Source organism: Streptomyces sp. NPDC031466 (assembly GCF_055581265.1).
Genome location: NZ_JBVIJT010000016.1, coordinates 1 through 16,617 on the forward strand (window position 1 = coordinate 1; position 16,617 = coordinate 16,617).

Here is a 16,617-nt window from a genome sequence, read left to right on the forward strand (position 1 = left end):
ACAAACGCGACTACATCTTCAACGGCACCCTCACCGTCGCAGCGATCGCCATCTGGCTCCGCGACACCGTCCAAGAGCCATCAGAAACGACCTAGTCCGCGTATGCGGCTGCGACTGCGACTGCGGAATCCACACTCCGCGTCGACTCGACGAGATAGCATGATCGCGCTGCGCACCTTCCCGAAGGGTACGAGGCTGCGGTTCCTGAGCTCACCCCAGTGAGTTGCGGGTGAGGAATGGTTGTGCCCGTCGTGTGGTGACATGCGACGCGAGCGTGGATGCCCGGTAGGGCGTCCCCCTGCCATTCCGATCTCACTGCTTTGGAGTGGCCATGACCTCGGTCGAGTGCAAGCCTGCGCGTCGTGAACGGATCCGCGAGATCCTGATCGAGATTGCCGCCGCAGTCGTCTCCAACCTCTTGGTGACGGCCCTGGTGGCGATGGCAGGTCTGCTCTTCTAGTGCAGGCCGGTGGCGGGCCCGGTGAGTCCGCCACCTCACTCATACGACAGCTCTTGTCAGAACAGCCTCATCTCAGGGGCTTGTGACCCCCCACTCTTCCGACTCCTCCCCTTGTTCTTTCCCCGCCCCCGTCCTCGGCCAGGCCTGGGAAGATGCGGCGTACGCGCCTCCACCGGAAGGTTCTCCCAAGTGGGACGCAGCCCATGAATCTCGACTTCGCCGACGAGACTCTTGAGATAGTCCCGGGTCTCCTGGTCGGTGGAATACAGCACCGTGGCACGACTGGCCCGGGTCATCAACACGTGATAGGCGTGCCGGACGAGACGCGCGAACTCGTCGTCATCGACTCTGCCGGCCTTCACTTTGGGATCGAACGAACCGGGCTCTGCAACCCGCTTGATGCCCGGATCCGCGGTCTTGAGTTCCTTGCCCCGCCGAAAGACCCACCGGTCACCGCGGCGCACCATGTCGTCACCCATGAGCACCCCGCACCAGTCCCATTCGAGTCCCTGCGCGGTGTAGACACAGCCGATCTGACCCAGGCCGTTCTCGTGCACGGACCAGATCCTTGACGGCGGCGCCTCGTTCTCGCAGAAGCTTTCGCTGTCCGCGTTCCACGGCCGGTGCCACTCGCCGATACGGACGTCGGCCTCCAGTCGTCGCTCCTTGCCGAGCGGCTTCGTCCACGGCCAGCAGTAGCCGGCGACCATGCGCCCAGACGCACCGGCCCGTACTTCTGTCCGAATGATCTGCTCGAGTTCTTCCGGGGTGTCCGCCACCTCGATGTGCATCAGTCCGTCGGGGCGCCACTTGCCGGGCTCCTCGTCCGTCACGCCCAGCAACGCTTTCACCCAACGAACGTAGGCGTCGCTGCCCCCGCATCGGAACTGTTCCCTCAACTTGTAGGGAATGACGAGAGCGTTGCGCCGCTCGGCTGCGTCCTTGATCAGATCGACCGTTCCGACCTCGTTCGGTCTCACGGACTGTCCCTCGTCCAGAAAGAACACCGTCAAACGGGACGCAGCCAGTAGCTCGTCGACCTGCGGTCCTGTGCCCTGCTCTTCGGGTTTCCAGAATCGGCTGGTCGACCGATCCCGGAGCCTGTGTGCCTCGTCGCAGATCAGCACGTCCAGGAGCGGGTCAGGTGGCGTGACGAAGCTGCTGAAGTAGGTGAACGTCTCCCTGAACTGCCGATCCCCGTAGCCAACGTGTTCTTGGAGGGCCCCGTTGAAAGCCCGGCTGCCGCTGGCGTACTTGACCGTACGGCCTTGAGCCTCCAGCTCCGCCTTTATCTGCAGGCCGATCGCGCTCTTCCCGGTTCCCGCCCCACCCGTCACGAGGAAGACCACACGCCGCTCGTCCGGTACCAGGGCGGGATGTCGAGGGTCCGGTAGGACCCTCGACGCAGTCTCCAGAACTTGATCCGCGACCTCCTTCTGCCGCCCTCGCAGAGTGAAGACGGTGTCGGCTCCGCGGGACCAGATCATGGCATCGAGGAGCGGAGTATTGCGCAGGCCCATGCTCTGCAGCATCCGCTCTGCCGTGGAGGCCGCACCGTCCTCCGCGAAGTTCATCCTGAGGTCGGACAACAACTGCTCGCGGCGGTCACTCGTGTAGACGCGGGCGTAGGCCCCTGTCGGCGCGTCCACGTCGATCAGGGTTCTCACGGATTCGTCGGTGGCGTTGTGCAGGTAGGCGAAACCGCCGCATTCGAAGTCGGCACCCTGGAACGGACCTCTAGGGCTCGTGAACGCCTCATAGTTTGCGCCCAGTTGCAGCGCCGGATGCTTCTTCTTGTCTTTGATTCCCGGCACATGCAAAAGGTCCGCGGTCGCCCGTTCCACCCGGCTCACCGTCGACCAACGTTTCAACTCGACCAACTGCACGGAGGGCACGTGGCGCTCTGGATGGCGCCCCACCAGAACGACGTCGATAAGGCGGGGATCGCCGGGACAGACCGCCTCGTCGAGGGTGGCCGCACACTCGACGATCATCTCCACGTTCCCCCGTCCCACTGCGACCAGGTCACTCGCGAGGCTCACCAGGCTCTCCGCCCAGGCGGAGCGCTCCGACTCCGAGGCGTCCGCTCCCCGGAAGTACCGCCACCGGGCGGCAAGATGCGGCACCATCCGGTCGCGCGAGTCGAGAGTGAGCAGATCCTGAGCCGACAGTCTCAGAAGGAGCATGGACACGAGGTGGTTCCCCCAGGGCACGAGTGACTCGTGCGGGTGGGGGCATGTCCTGTCCAGGAAGCCCGTCGGGCCGCAGTTCGGTTGTGGTGATCTTAGGTAAGGCCTGGCCTGCCGAAAACATCACGATGGCTGCCGGCCGGAACTTTGGCGATCGTGGCTGGATCACGCGGTGCGGGTCACTGGGTACCCCTTGAGGCCCGGCAACACGGAAATTGACGTCCCATCCCAGGCAGTCTCATTGCCCAGCGATCGAGACGAATCGCACAGGTTCGGACAACACGGCAACCGCAGACTCCGAGCCGGCCAGACGGGCGGAAAGCGTCGCTTCCGCCAGCCTCGGCGGCAGAGCCTGGGCGAATTTCAGACCTCGTACGGCCCGCTCATCGACTGCGGGAAGACAGAGCCGGTCGGCCGCACCGGCGGTGTGACTCTTCCAGGACGCCGGCGTCACGTCCTCACGCAGCCGGATCCAGTGATCGTTGACGCGCTGGCCCGGCACCGCCACCTCATCGAGGGTGGCCGCCAGTGTGGCATTGGCCCGGTGCCCCGCCCACGTCCACCAGCGCATGCGACCATCGGCATCCCGGATGATGAGCGTGCCTCCCTGATGCACCCGCTCCAGGAAGTGCTCACGCGCTTCACTCAGGGACCGGACCGCCCGCTGCGTGAGTTTGACGGGTGGATCTGCGCCCAGCAGCACTTCGCGTACCGCCCGCGACACTTCGAACGATGCTCCGGGGCCGAATCCGGCGCTGCTCCACTTCGCCTTTCCTCCCCCGTCCACGGGCTCCACGAAGCAGCGCTTTCGTCGCCAGTCGATGTACGTGACCAGCCAGCTCCGCCCGCCGAGCAACAGGCGGCGCGGCCCGTTCACCCGCTCGGTGAGCAGGCTGGGATCGGTTCGACCGATCTCTGACCGGCCGTGCAGCACAGTGAATTGCGGAGGCGCAGTGAAGACTGCCGTGAGGTGCATGAAATGGCGGTGGCCAAAACGCCGTTCGGCTTCCGGGCCGATGAACAGGAGTCCTCCGTCCCGGTCCAGATATCCCTCGTCGACCAGATGTCGCGCGATCGGTTCTGCAGCGCTGCCGAAGGGTCCGAGACCGTTCCACCACTCCTGCCACAGGTTCTCGCCAACTCGGTGCTCCTGCAGACAGAGAGCAAGCAATTGCTGCGCGACAATGTGACGCGGCTCAGGAGGAGCGATCACGGGCTCTACCCATCCCCGCGACCACTGCAGAAGCAGCCCGGCCGCGTCCAGGAGCCCGGATTCGTCCAGCGCCAGGAAGAGGCAGTTCCTCAGGGTGTCTGCCCTGCGCCCAGTGCGGCCGAGGCGCTGGAGGAAGGAGGCGACCGAGGATGGCGCGTCGATCTGGATCACCCGGTCCAGATCACCCACATCGATGCCGAGTTCCAGTGTGCTGGTCGAGATGATGACGCAGTCGCGTTCTTCCGCGAAGGCTGTCTCCGCCCGTCTGCGTTCCTCGAGGGAGAGCGAGGCATGGGACAGGAAGGCCGTGATCCCTTTCGCGCGGAGTTTCTCTCCCAGTTCCTCCACAAGTCTTCTTGACTCGCAGAAGACAAGGCGCTTCTCTCCTCTGTGGAGCGAGGCAATGACCGTGGCCGCGTTGTCGAGGGAACCGACGTAGTCGAGCTCGATGTCACCCGGCGGAATGACGGCGGTATCCCCTGCCGCCGACGACCCTGGTCCGGCCAGGTGTGGGGCTACGACCTGGGCCGGCCGTTTCCCTGCGCCCGATCCCTGGAGCCACGTGAGCAGCTCCTCCGGGTTGCCGACCGTCGCCGAGAGCCCGATGCGCTGGAGGGGCCGGCCCACCACCCGTTGCATCCGTTCAAGGACTGCGAGGAGATGCCACCCTCGGTCGTCTCCGGCGAAGGCATGCACCTCGTCGACCACCACTGCCCTGAGCCCCGAGAAGAAGGACGCATGGTCGACATTGGCGCTGACCAGCATCGCCTCCAGCGACTCAGGGGTGGTCAGCAGGATGTCCGGCCGCTCGGCCAAGATGCGCTTCCTGGCCCCGGCGGTGGTGTCACCGTGCCAGAGCGCGGCCGTACGTCCCAGCCATGACGTGTAGTTCTCCAGGCGCGGAAGCAGATTGTTGAGCAGGGCCTTGAGCGGGCAGACGTACAGCACCGAGGTGCCGGTCCACCGGTTCTTCGCCATGCGCGAGAGCAGAGGGAAGCACGCGGCTTCCGTCTTCCCCCCGGCTGTCGGAGCCAGGAGCACGGCGTCGTCGCCTGCGAGAACCGGAGCTACCGACTCCTCCTGAAGCGGACGCAGGCTGCGCCACCCCAGCGTGTTGACGATGTGGTGGACGAGCGCCGGGTCCAGCTCGCCGGAGACGCTCACGGCAGCTCCAGCTCGATGTCATCCGCGCGTCCTGCAGCCGCGTTGCGCTCTGTCTCCGTGAGTTCGGACGAGGTGACGGTGAAGGCGTAGTGGAGCCGTGGGTCGAAGTCCTCGAACTCGTCCACCCGGTCCAGGACGTCGGCGACCAGCTTCCGCAGGAATACCCGGGGTGCGACTCCGACCTTCCCACCGAGTCCGCCGGTGACAGCCACCGCAAGGTCGCCGATGTACGCGTCGTCGACCCGCTCGCTGATCCGGTCCGGATGACGTGCCTCTTCCCGGTACAGGTTCCGCACTGCTCGGCCGAGTTCGCCGAGATGGGGAAGATCGAAGCCCGCCAGACGAAGCTGGACCGCACGGGGGGAGTCGAAGCGGGGGTCCGTGGTGAAGTCGGTGGCGAGCCGTTGCGCGAGGGGGGCGAGTCTCTGAGCTCCCTGTTGGCCGTCGTAGAACGCCGGGGTTCCGGTGATGACGAGGAAGAGTCCGGGGAAGCGTCCGGCGTCGATCTCGTCGAGAAGTTGCCGCAGGGCGTTGAGCCCCTTTTCCCGGACGTCGCCTCGGACGCGTTGCAGCGTTTCGATCTCGTCGAGGACGAGGAGCAGTCCGGGGTGGCCGCAGTCACGCAGCACGGTGAGGAGCCCCTGGAGGAAGCCGAGTGCCGCGAAGTGGTCGAGGTCCCCACGGACGCCGGCCGTACGGCGCGCAGAGGCTGCGACGGACTTCTGTCCGCCCAGCCAGGCGATGAGCGCTTCGGCGGTGGCTCCGTCCCCAGCCGCGACGGCCCTGCGGTAGCCGCGCAACGCCGCGGCAAAAGCAGGCGTGGTGCGGGCGACTTCCGCCAGCCGTCGTTCCATCAGCGCGTCGACCGCCTCGGCAAGCCCCGCCTCGTCCTCTTCGTCGGCCTCTCCGGCGTCGAGGACTTCCTCCTCCAAGGTGTAGAACCACGAATCGACCACGGCGCGCAGGGCACTGGGCTGATGTGTTGCGGTGGTCAGCCGCTCGGTCAGCCTGCGATAGACCGTCTCCAGCCTGTGCAGCGGAGTCTCCGTCTCGGAGATCTGCACTTCGGCCGTGGCCAATCCCGCTCTCTTCGCACGTTCGGCGAGCCAGCGGGCGAAGAAGGTCTTGCCGGAACCGTAGTCTCCACGAATCGCGTGGAAGGCGGCCCCGCCCCGCGAGGCCGTCGCCAGGTCGTCGTCGAGTGCCGCTTCGAAGCGACCGAGGCCGACCGCGAGGAGGTCGAGACCCGCTTGGGGCACGGTTCCGCGCCGCAGCGCGTCGATGACTTCCCGCCGTCGGACCGCGCTGGCCTGGGCCACAGGGCCCGTCATCGTGACCCCCCAGTCGGCAGGAACTGCCCGCGCAGCAGCGTCTCATCGAGTTTGACCGTGTGACCGCCGTCGATGAATCCGAGCACGGGGTAACCCTCGACGTTCAGAAGCCGCTGGACAGTGGCGACGAAGCCCTCGATGTTTCGTCGCACGCGTCCGGTGGCCGAGATCGCTGCCGCCAGGGCGGCCGGGGACATGGTGCCGCCCGCTGCCACCAGCTCATCGATCACGGCCGCCACGATCTTTACTTCCGGCGCCTTGCGAACGTACGCCTTCTGCGCCTCGTAGACCTCGCTCGCCACCACCTGGTCGCCGAGGCTGAGCGGTGTGGCCAGGAGTTCCTCACCACCGCGCCCGTCGGCCGTCACTACGTCCGCGTCCGTGAACAGTCCCTCGGATTGCTTCGGAGTCTTGCTCTGCTTGGGCTTCGAGGAGGTGACTTCACATGCCGTTACAGGCTCCACCTCCGTCGCAGTGGCGGCAGAAGCCCGCCACCACGACGGTGCTGCTTGCTCCCTGGGAAGCGGATCCCAACCCTGAGGCGCCAGCTCGGCCGAGGGTGCGAGGACCAGCACGGGCACGGTTACTTCGGCCAGGGCAGCACCGCCGTGGTATCCGGCCCGGCGACCCGAGTAGCGGATGTTCTCGCGCCAGGGCGCGACGATCGTCCCGTCTCCATCCAGCACGCGGGGGCCTCGCAGGGCTACTTCCCCCTCCCGGGCATCCGTGCCCGGCCGCCAGCGGGCGGACCCAGCCGGCCCGTCCACCTCGACGGGGGAGCTGCCCGGTTCACGCTCCAGAACGTGCCCGTGGTCGGACGTCAGAACGACGGGTCGCCCGTAACTACGGGCCGCGGCCAGCAGTTCGCGCAGGTAGGTGACGTCGTGCAGCGACCATGCAGTGCGCTGGCCCTGCTGCCCGGAGTCGAGAGCGTCGTCGATCGTGTTGAGGACGACTCCGACTACGGCGCCCGAGGCGAGTGCGAGCAGCAGTTCCGGGGCAAGGAAATGCCCGGCGTCTCCGCCGATCGAGGCCTTGTGGAAGAGCTCGGCGTCCTTGCGACGCTTCCTCCAGAAGGCAGTGAAGCCGGATGATTCCACTGACTGACCGCCCGCTACCGCAGACCCTGTCAGCAGTGAGGCCCTGCTCACCTGGGTCACGGAGGGGAACGTCGTAACCGCCGCGAGGCGCTGTGCGGGTTCGCCCTGTGCCGGACGCGGAATGATCTCCCGCCAGCCCTCGCGTTCCGTCTCCTCCCCGAGCTGGGCCGCAACGGCACTGTTCATACCGTCCAGCACGATGACAAGGGGGGGCACACCGGCGGCCAGCGGTCGTACGACGGTCTCCAGGACGTTCTCGACCACCAGAGCGCCGCCCGGCTGCTGAGCAGTGGCATGGAGTGTCCAACCCGCCAATTGCCGGGCGAAAGCCTCGTCCAGTGCTTCCCTACGGTCCCGCCCTTCGGTATACAGCGCGCGCAGATGCCGCGCGGCTTCCCGGTCGCCCCCGGGATCGCCGCTCCACAGCACCGTGAGCGCCCGGTCGGCCCAGCCCCAGTCGGCTCCATGGGCTGCGACTCCCGCCGCCACCCCTGTGACGGCGGGTACGGGCAGGCGCAGCCAGCGTGCGAGGCGTACCGCCATCTCCGCGACCCGTACGCGGTCGGGGAAGAGCCCGGCCAGGGCATGCCCCTTCAGGTCTGCGAGTTCGTTCTCGCCCGCGTCCGGAGACTGGCGGGCCGCCGCGATCACCGCCCCCAGCTGGGCTGCGAAGCTGGAGGGGAGAAATCGGCTGGCAGCCAGGCCTGTCGTGAGGCCGGCGTCGCGTGCCAGCTCATCGGCCCGGTCGAGTACCGCGAACACGCGTTGTCTGGCACTGTCGCTGCTGCGTGCCTCGGAGATCCAGCGGATCAGTGTCCCTTCCACCGAGTCCGTGAAGGCGGTGAGTTCGGCGCGCCGAGGGCGTGCCTGACCGAAGAGTCCGCCGACGGCGAGGACCGTGTCCGGGCTCGCCGCCGGATCGCGCAGCGCCGCGCCGAGCAGGCCGAGTGCCATGGCGTCCGCCCCCCGCCCCGTTTCCGCGAGCGCGAGCAGCACGGGTACCGCAGGGCCGGCCACCTCGCCGAGCCACTTCTTCAGCTCGTCCCGCTCGACGTCCTTGAGTTCGGCGAATCGGCGGGGGCCTGCCGTCGTGCGGGACCAGGCCAGCAGGGAGTCCGCGTCGATGGCGGTTTCTCTCGACGTGTCTGCGGAGCCTGGGGGCCGGGCCAGCCCGAGGCGTACGACGACCAGGGCGCGCAGGGCCGAGTCTCGGGTGAGCACCCCTGCGGCTCTCGGCCAGCCGCCTTCCGCAGGTTCGGCGTCGAGCAACGCTTCCAGCAGCCAGTCCTCGCGGTACATCCGCATGTCCAAGCCGGCGGCACCGAAGCGCTGCAGGACGATCTCGGCTCGGTCCACGGTGAGCGTGCGACGGCGCACCGCATGTCCGCGCAAGTCCCAGCCGAGCTGTGAGTCGTCCACCCCGGTGGTGACGACGAGCAGGCTGCCCGGGGCTGCGTCCGCGCGGTGCTCCTGCCACGCGGCGAGCAGTCCGAGGACGGACGACTCGTCTCGCACGCTCACCCGCCGCGGCTCACCGCCCACCGTAGCGGTGAAAGCGCCGGTGGCCCCAGGTGCGTAGCGGCCGTGGATCAGCATCAGAGAGCGGTCGCGCAGCGCGGAAGCATTCTTTTCCAGTAGGGCTTCGATCGTGCGGCGGCCGACCTGCGGAAGAGGTTGGACCATCAGTTGCCAGCCTCTTCGGTGTCGGCCGTCCCGGCATCGGCCTCGACGACCTGCCACGAGACCTGGACGCGGGCGCCGGGATGAGCGGTGAGGAAGGTGCGGAGCTCGCTGCTGAGTTCCGCGACGGTGGCAGCCAGACTAGCTTCGAGCCGTGTCGGTTCGACGAGGTACGCACCGTGGGAGCCCGACGGGCCGGGGGTGGGTGCGACCGGCCCGGTAGGAGCGGCAGTCCCTGGCCACACTGCTCCCTGTCGGGGGTCCACTGCCTGGGGTGAGGCGGTGGGCACCGACGGGTTGCCGTGCTCGGTGAGCCGGATGTCCTCGGCGGTCGGCTGCGCCGGGGCCGGCGGCGGGGTCACCGGCTGTGCCGCCTGCGCGAGCCGGGTGGCCTCCCGCATCAGTGCCATGGCCGAGCCCTGGATGCCGGCGAGGACCGGGGCGAGGGACTCGTCCCGGGACTCATGGCTGTTCGCCACGCGTTGGACGGTTGCCAGGAGTCCGCGGGCCCGGTCGCCGACGGAGTCGTCACGCGTCGACAGCTCGTGAACTGTGTCGAGCAGCGGAGGCCATTCCTCGGAGTGGAGCTCGGAGAGCACATCGGGCGCCTGCTTGAGGGCAGCACCGATCTCCTCGTCGCCGACCTCGTAGGCGATGCCTGCGATCTCCTGGACGGCGAGGGTCGGATCGCCGGTGCGCTGTACGCGTGCCATGAGATCGGCGGCGGCCTTCAGGGACTGAAGTCGCGGCGCCTGCACACCTCCGGGCCCCTCCAGGCCCAGCCGGCCGGCGTGCTTCTGCAGCAGGTCGCGCACCCCCGCAACGGCCTTGCGGTGTTCGTCCGCGACACCCCGCACCTTGTTGGCGAGCTGGGCAACGTTACGGGCGAAGAGCACCGGCGAAACGTGCACCCCGAAGATGACACCCGCCCTGCGCAGAGCATTGTTGAACGTGTCCTCGTCCGGCAGCGCCACTGCCCGCAGCCCATAACCGGGGCCGATCTTGTCGAGCTCGGGGGCCTGCGGAATCGTGGAGGTCTGGTAGATCCAGGTGCGGTCGTCGACCAGCGCGTAAGCGGCGATGAGCAGGTTGCCGACGTGGCGGTCGAGCCCTTCGTAGCCCATCTCGGAGATCCAGGTACGGATGGTCTCCACGGCGAGATCGCCGTCGGCGTCGGCACTCTCCGCGGCCCGCTTGTTGATGCGCAGCCGCCAGTCATTGGTGACGACGAGCGGACCGTCGTGCACCTCGCCGAGCCCGAGCGCGTGCACGATCTTCCGGACCTTCTCCAGGTGGTGGCCGTCGACGACCACACGCCGCGACCCGTCCTCCATTGCTCGGGTGATCCATTCCAGCGTGGTCTTGAGGTCGCCCAGGGTGATGGGCTTGCGGGTCAGCCGGGGGTCGAAATCGGGGTGCTTGGGGTAGCGCGCCGCGTACATCTCGTCGGCGAGCAGCAGCAGGTTCTGTTCGAACCCGACGGCAGGTTCCGGCCGGGTCCGGTCGAAACCGCGCTGGAGGGAGATCAGGTGCTGTCCCTCCGGCACCTGCGCACCGACCGTGCCGGGCTCGGCCCGGTTGATCCCGTACAGCTCCAGGAGCGATGTGGTGAGCCGTTCGGTGAGGCTGTCCCGCGAGGCCTTGAGCTGGTTTCGGATCTGAGTGCGTTCCTCTGCGGGGCGGGTGGCGGTGTGATCCTCCAGCCGGTCCCGCTCCAGCAGGTAGTTGATCTTCAGGAGGCGGCCGAGCTGCCGCCCCGTCTGCTCGGAGAAGAAGTCGGGCAGCCAGACGAGGACGGGCTCGTTCCGACCGGCCCTCCGGAGCTTGTCGACACGCTGGACGTCGTCCATGGGTGAGTGGTCGGCGTCGTCGAAGGGGTAGTCGAAGACGATGCGGATGTTGCCCGGCAGCTGCGGCGTGAACTCCTCGTCCGGCAGGTGGGTGTCACGCACGTTGCCGAAGACCATCTCGACCCGGCGCCTGGTGCCGCGCCAGACGACCTCCCGCTCACAGACGAAGGACTCGGTGTCCTTGACTCCTAGCGCCCGCCACAGCTGGTCCTTGATCCACTGACGGCGGTAGCCGAGCTGGTCGGCGGCTCCCTGAACCTCTTCGAGGAGGGGCTCCACGTCCAGATCCGAAAGGTGCAGGTGGAAGACGGGGTCGCTGGTGTCCCCCTCGCTGCGCAGCTCTCCGTCGTATTCCACCTGGAGATCCCGCAGCCGCTTGACGGCCACGGAGCCCGCGTCGCCGACCCGTGTGCGAATCGCGCCGTGGTTCAGCGCGGCGAGCCGACTGCCGGTGAGGCGGGTCAGCGCGGGCACATTGGGGGCGAGGGCTGCCAGCAGCAGCGTCTTGACCAGCCGGTCGTCGGTCTGGAAGCGCTTGTCGTCCTTCGACTTGTACTTCTCCAGAAGGGTGTCCTTGACCCGACCGTGGAAGCGGTGCGCGATCTCCGACTCGCGGCGCAGCTTGGGCGTAAAGGCTGCACCAGTGCGGTCCGCGATGACGTCGTACAGGTCTCCGAGCGGGATCAGCTCCCCGAGCTTGAGGTCGTCGCGACGCCGGCGCAGCAGCTCCTGCACCAGCTTCAAGCCGGTCCGCTCGCGCTGCAGGGCGCCGGAGAGGTCGACGAGCACGTTCAGCAGGGCCGGGGAGAGCGGGTAGAGCTCGCGGAAGTCGTCCCAGCTGGCCTCGGTGCGGCCCTGTGCGTCGAGGAGCACCTGGCGCACCTCGTCGTTCGACGACTCCACGATCTTGAACGCGTCGTCGCGGACGGACTCCATGCCCGGCTTGGGGGAGAGCACGCGGTGCTTGATGATCTCGACGAGGTTGCTGTCCTCGAGGTCGACGACGTCGAAGCGTTCGGCGAGGTACTCGATCTGCTGCTCGAGGTTCTCGACGTCGGCGCCGGCCACGTCGCTGCCGATGAGCTGGGACAGGTCCCGCTGGCGGGAGATGAACGACACGATCGGCACCGGCCGGCCACTGTCCGCGGACTCGATCAGCTTGACCAGTCGCTGCACCTGGTCCCGGACGAAGTCCTGCTTGCCCATGTTCGCCTGGAGCCACAGCACCAGCTCGTCCAGGAAGAGCACGACCCCGGTGTAGCCGAGAGACTGGGCATGCCTGGAGATGATCTTGAGGCCGTTCTCCAGCGGCACATAGGCCCCTGCCTCACCGCGGACGCCCTGGGCGTACGAGGCCATGGGCCCTGCCAGCAGCGCGGAGACCAGCTTCTCCCGGTACGGGTCGTCCACGGCGGAAGCGCTGAACGCCAGGTCGAAGTCGGCGCCGCTCCAGCCGCCCGCAGCCGACACGCCGACACCCGTGTCCAGCGGCGCCATGTCGTCGGGGTCGGCTTCCACGGGCGCGGCGCTGCTGGGGGCGAGCGCCGCAGCCCCCTTGCCCAGCCACTGCAGGAACTTCGCGTCGTCGGCCAGGAACGCCCGCTGGGCCCGGGCGTCGGCGAGCAGGGCGTCGGCCCGGTAGACGGGGGGCAGCGGCTCGTCGGGGTGGAGTTCGCGCACGGTGTGCACGTAGCCGCCCAGCAGCGCCGAGTCGAGGTCGGTGGAGCCGACGAGGTGGTAGGGAACCATCAGGAACCGGCTCTGCCGCAGCCAGTCCTGGTGCGGGGCGACCACCTCCATGAGGCGGGGCTTGGCGTGGACCGCCGAGTGGTTGTTGAGCACCGCGTGCAGCACGGACAGGAAGTGGCTCTTACCGGAACCGAAGGAGCCGTGCAGATAGGCCGCGTGCGAGTTCCCCGTACGTACCGCGTTCGACACGATGCTCAGCGCATGCCGGAAGGCACCCTGGAGCTGCTCGGTGACGACGTACTCGGCAACCCGTGCGTCGGTCTCGCTGAATCCCTGAGAGAGCTCGATCTTGAAGTCGCCCGCATGGACGTCTTCCTTGATGTCGATGACATCCTTCAGGAAGAGCTCGCTCGTAGGCATCAGGCGATCAGTCCCTCGGTCGGTGGCTTGGCGTACGTCACACGGTGTGCGCTGGTCGGCACGCCTCAATCTTGCCAGGCCCACGGCTTGCGGGACCCGGCCCCCGCAAGATCCACGCCACTCCAGGGCACCCTCGGTCACTTCTCCCTCTTCACGGGTCACGCTCCGTGCCGCTGGGTAGATTGGCCGCCGGGGTAAGGGGTTCCGACGGGGGCGGGGGCGGTACGTGGGGTGGCGCGAGGAGATCACTACGGCGCTCGGCGAGTGGATCGCGATCGAGGGCGGTGCGGGGAGGCAGCCCCGGTGGCAGCGCATCGCGCGCGCGGTCCGCACCGGGGAGCCCGGAGGATTCGCGGTGGACCTCCGGGGTTCCGACATCGGCCCGGACCAACTCGACGGCCTGCGGCTCTCCGGCCCCGAAGCCGACGACATCGAGGCGAACGGCTTCACCGTCTCCGAGGCGGTGCAGAACGGCTCGCTCCTCACCCTGCGCGTGGCCGAGTTCGCCGATGTCGCGGACCCTCATGTGTGGATGCTGAAGCAGCCGCCCACCTTCCTCATCGAGGCCTTGCGCGACGGTATCGCCGGGCTCGGCGAAGCCCCTCTGGCCGCCGCGCTGGCCGGCCGGGCCATCGGCGGGACACCCGCGCAGGCCCCGGATCCGCCCGGTTTCCATCCCGCGCAGGGGGATGCGTACCGGGCCTGCCTCGGCTCGGGTGTCCTGCTGGTGTGGGGACCGCCGGGCACGGGCAAGACCACCGTCCTCAAGCGCGCCATCGGCGACCTGATCGCCCGGGGCGACCGGGTGCTGCTGGTCTCCGCGACCAACATCGCCGTGGACAACGCCCTGCTCGGAGTGGTCCGGGAGAAGCGCCACAGCCCGGGCGACATCGTCCGCGTGGGCCCGCCCCACCTGCGGGAGGTCGCCGAGGACGCCTCGGTTTCCCTGCCGCTGATGGTCCGGGAGCGCCTGGCGGAGGTCGCCGAGCGCCGCCGGACGGTCGAGGCCGAACTCGTCGCCGCCCGGAACCGGGCCGACCAGCTGGCCGCCCTGAACACGGTTCTGGCCGGTTTCGATCCCGCCGCCTACTTCGCTGCGCTGAAACTGCTGCGCACCCCGGGGCAGGACCTGGCGGCTGCTCTGGGGCGGGTGGCCTCGGCCGAGACCCGGTCGGCGGAAGCGGTACAGAGCTACGCGGATGCCGCGCGGGTGGCGCAGGAGGCGTCCGACCGCAGCGCGGCCACGGATGCGTCGCGTGAGCAGTGGAAGCAGGTCGAAGGGCTGCGCAAGGAGCAGGTCCGGGTCCGGCTGGCAGCGGAACGCCGCGAAGCCGCCGCGCTGCTGACGGAGGACTCCTGCGGTGAGCTGCGGGAGGAGTTACAGGAGCTCGAAGCCTTGGGCCCGGTGGCCCGGTGGCGTAAGCGGGAGAAGATCACGGAGCTCCAGCAGCAGCTGCACGACGCCGAGCAACAAGCGATCAGGGACCGCCGCGCGGCAATGGACGCGCGTACGACGGCGACCACCCACATAGCGACGCTCGACACCCGGATCGCCGCACTCATATCCGCCATCCCGTACACCCCGCAGCAGATCGACAGTCTCGAAGCCGACGCGGAAGCCAAGCTGATCGCGGCGGAACGTGCCCAGGAACTGTGCCAGGTCTGGGACCGGGAGTCGGCCGAAGCCACCCAGGCGGCCTCGCAGGCCCAGGCTGCACACGATCTGACCGCAGAAGCCGTCCGGTGGGGGTGGCCACAGCGGTACGACCGGGCTCAACGGCTGCGCCCGGCCGTGGCGGCCGACGCCGCCGGACGCCCCGCGCTGGAGAAGCAGTACGAGGAAGTCCAGGAGGAGTACGAACGCCTCGCCCGCAACGCCCAGGGCGAGATCATCAAGGGCGCGAAGCTGGTCGCCACGACCCTCGCCAGGTTCCGCACCAACCGGGCGGTCTTCGAGGGCCCGTACGACGTCGTCCTGGTGGACGAGGCGGGCGCCGCCACCCTGCCGGAGGTACTGCTCGCAACGGGAAAGGCAGGCCGTGCCGCCGTCCTGCTCGGGGACTTCATGCAGCTGGGTGCGGTCATCCCGCCTTCGCTCAAGGAGCCGGACCGGGACGACATCAAGCGATGGCTGCTCCCCGACGTCTTCCAGCACTGCGGGATCGTCGAGCCGGCGGACGCGCAGGCGCACCCGGCGTGCGTCACCCTCACCGAGCAGCACCGCTTCGGCCCCGCCGTGATGAAACTGGCCAATGATCTGGCGTACGGCGGCGTGCTGCGCGGCGGCAGCCAGGCGCGGGCGGCGCGACCGGCGGACGACCCCGAGATCGTCCTCATCGACACGGACGGCCTGCACGAACTGGCCAGGGCCCATCTGACGGGAAGCCGGAAGGGGTGGTGGCCGGCAGGTTCCCTCATCTCCCGGGCGCTGGTGGAACTTCACCGGGAGAACGGCGAGGAGGCGGGCATCGTCACCCCGTACGGGGTCCAGGCCGAGGCCACACTGGAGGCCCTGCGCGATGTCGAGGGCTCCGGGCGGCCCCTGGCCGAGGTGGGCACGGCGCACCGGTTCCAGGGGCGGGAGTTCGACGTCGTCATCTTCGACACCGTGGAGGGGGCGGACAGCAGGGAGCTGTGGATGGCCCTCGCCCACCGGCAGCCCGGAGCCGACGAGTGGAGGCGCAACGGCGTACGGCTCTTCAACGTAGCCGTCACCCGGGTCAAGACCCGGCTCTACATCATCGGCAGCTGGGAACGTATCCGCGGGGCCAAGGCGGGAACCGCCCTCGCGCAGCTGGCCGGGATGATCGGCACCCCGGGCGTCCGACGCCTCCAGGCCAAGCACCTGGTCACCCCACCGCACGCGCCCCCCACGTATCGGGGCGAGTTCGGGGCCGCGCTCGCCGAGGTGCTGAGCCGGCACGTGGAGGTGACGGGGATCGACGACGAGCGGGACTTCTACCGGGCCTTCACGGACCAGATCCGGCAGGCGCGTGAGTCGCTGTGGTTGTGGGCCCCGTGGGTGGCGAACCGGCTCCGCTCCCTGCTGCCCGAACTGCGGGACGCTGTCGGCCGCGGAGTCCGCGTCACCGTCTTCATCCGCGACGACACGGACAAGCTCCAGCGTCAGGACAACAACCAGTCGCTCATCGCGGACCTGCGTGCCGTGGTCCACACGGTCGTCCCGATGTACGTGATGCACCAGAAGATCGCGGTGATCGACGAGCGCACGGTCATGCTCGGCAGCCTCAACGTGCTCTCGCAGCACGACACACGGGAGGTGATGCTGACGATGCGGGGCTCCCACTTCGCCCGGAAGCTGCTGGAGCACGAGCACGCGGAGGTGTTCGCCCGCCCGCCGAAGTGCGGTCGGTGCAAGGGCACGGAGATCGAGATCCGCCGCTACAAGCAGCGCAACTGGATCTGGCGCTGCTATGCCACCGCCTGCAAGACCACCGCGAAGGGCAGCTCGAACGCCTGGACCCAGGACATCCGGCTGCCGGGCTCGCGCTGAGCACGTG

Annotated in this window: 7 protein-coding genes; 2 read left to right on the forward strand and 5 right to left on the reverse strand. The window is 68.5% G+C overall.

Annotated elements, in window-relative coordinates; genetic code table 11:
* Positions 1–331 precede the first annotated feature (331 nt).
* Positions 332–460, forward strand: coding sequence for a DUF6408 family protein (locus ACZ5GP_RS31990; RefSeq protein WP_245234619.1), 129 nt, complete (start codon positions 332–334; stop codon positions 458–460).
* Positions 461–516: 56 nt separating this feature from the next.
* Here ACZ5GP_RS31990 and ACZ5GP_RS31995 read toward each other — a convergent pair whose 3' ends face one another.
* From ACZ5GP_RS31995 to ACZ5GP_RS32015, 5 genes are all read right to left on the reverse strand, one after another.
* A complete protein-coding gene (locus ACZ5GP_RS31995; RefSeq protein ID WP_468754285.1) occupies positions 517–2,646 on the reverse strand; it encodes a DUF2075 domain-containing protein in 2,130 nt (709 codons plus the stop codon).
* A gap of 241 nt (positions 2,647–2,887) precedes the next feature.
* The gene (locus ACZ5GP_RS32000; RefSeq protein WP_468754175.1) at positions 2,888–5,026 is read right to left on the reverse strand and encodes a DEAD/DEAH box helicase; all 2,139 of its coding nucleotides are present in this window, start codon (positions 5,024–5,026) and stop codon (positions 2,888–2,890) included.
* A complete protein-coding gene (gene brxD / locus ACZ5GP_RS32005) occupies positions 5,023–6,357 on the reverse strand; it encodes a BREX system ATP-binding protein BrxD (RefSeq protein WP_030321487.1) in 1,335 nt (444 codons plus the stop codon). The genes ACZ5GP_RS32000 and brxD overlap by 4 nt, the downstream gene beginning before the upstream one ends.
* Positions 6,354–9,197 carry a BREX-2 system phosphatase PglZ gene (pglZ, locus tag ACZ5GP_RS32010; RefSeq protein WP_468754176.1) on the reverse strand — a complete coding sequence of 948 codons (2,844 nt, stop codon included), beginning with the start codon at positions 9,195–9,197 and terminating at the stop codon, positions 6,354–6,356. Before pglZ ends, brxD begins: the two co-directional genes overlap by 4 nt.
* Positions 9,140–13,096 carry a BREX-2 system ATPase PglY family protein gene (locus ACZ5GP_RS32015; RefSeq protein WP_468754177.1) on the reverse strand — a complete coding sequence of 1,319 codons (3,957 nt, stop codon included), beginning with the start codon at positions 13,094–13,096 and terminating at the stop codon, positions 9,140–9,142. The genes pglZ and ACZ5GP_RS32015 overlap by 58 nt, the downstream gene beginning before the upstream one ends.
* A 226-nt stretch (positions 13,097–13,322) precedes the next feature.
* On the opposite strand from ACZ5GP_RS32015, the gene ACZ5GP_RS32020 reads away from it, so the two are divergent.
* A complete protein-coding gene (locus ACZ5GP_RS32020) occupies positions 13,323–16,610 on the forward strand; it encodes an AAA domain-containing protein (RefSeq protein ID WP_468754178.1) in 3,288 nt (1,095 codons plus the stop codon).
* The last annotated feature ends 7 nt before the right edge of the window (positions 16,611–16,617 follow it).

What these genes read in the sequence shown, in the direction of transcription:
- ACZ5GP_RS31990 (WP_245234619.1), top strand. Translation starts at nt 332, where the DNA reads ATGACCTCGGTCGAGTGCAAGCCTGCGCGTCGTGAACGGATCCGCGAG.
- ACZ5GP_RS31995 (WP_468754285.1), bottom strand. Translation starts at nt 2,646, where the DNA reads ATGCTCCTTCTGAGACTGTCGGCTCAGGATCTGCTCACTCTCGACTCG.
- brxD (WP_030321487.1), bottom strand. Translation starts at nt 6,357, where the DNA reads ATGACGGGCCCTGTGGCCCAGGCCAGCGCGGTCCGACGGCGGGAAGTC.
- ACZ5GP_RS32015 (WP_468754177.1), bottom strand. Translation starts at nt 13,096, where the DNA reads ATGCCTACGAGCGAGCTCTTCCTGAAGGATGTCATCGACATCAAGGAA.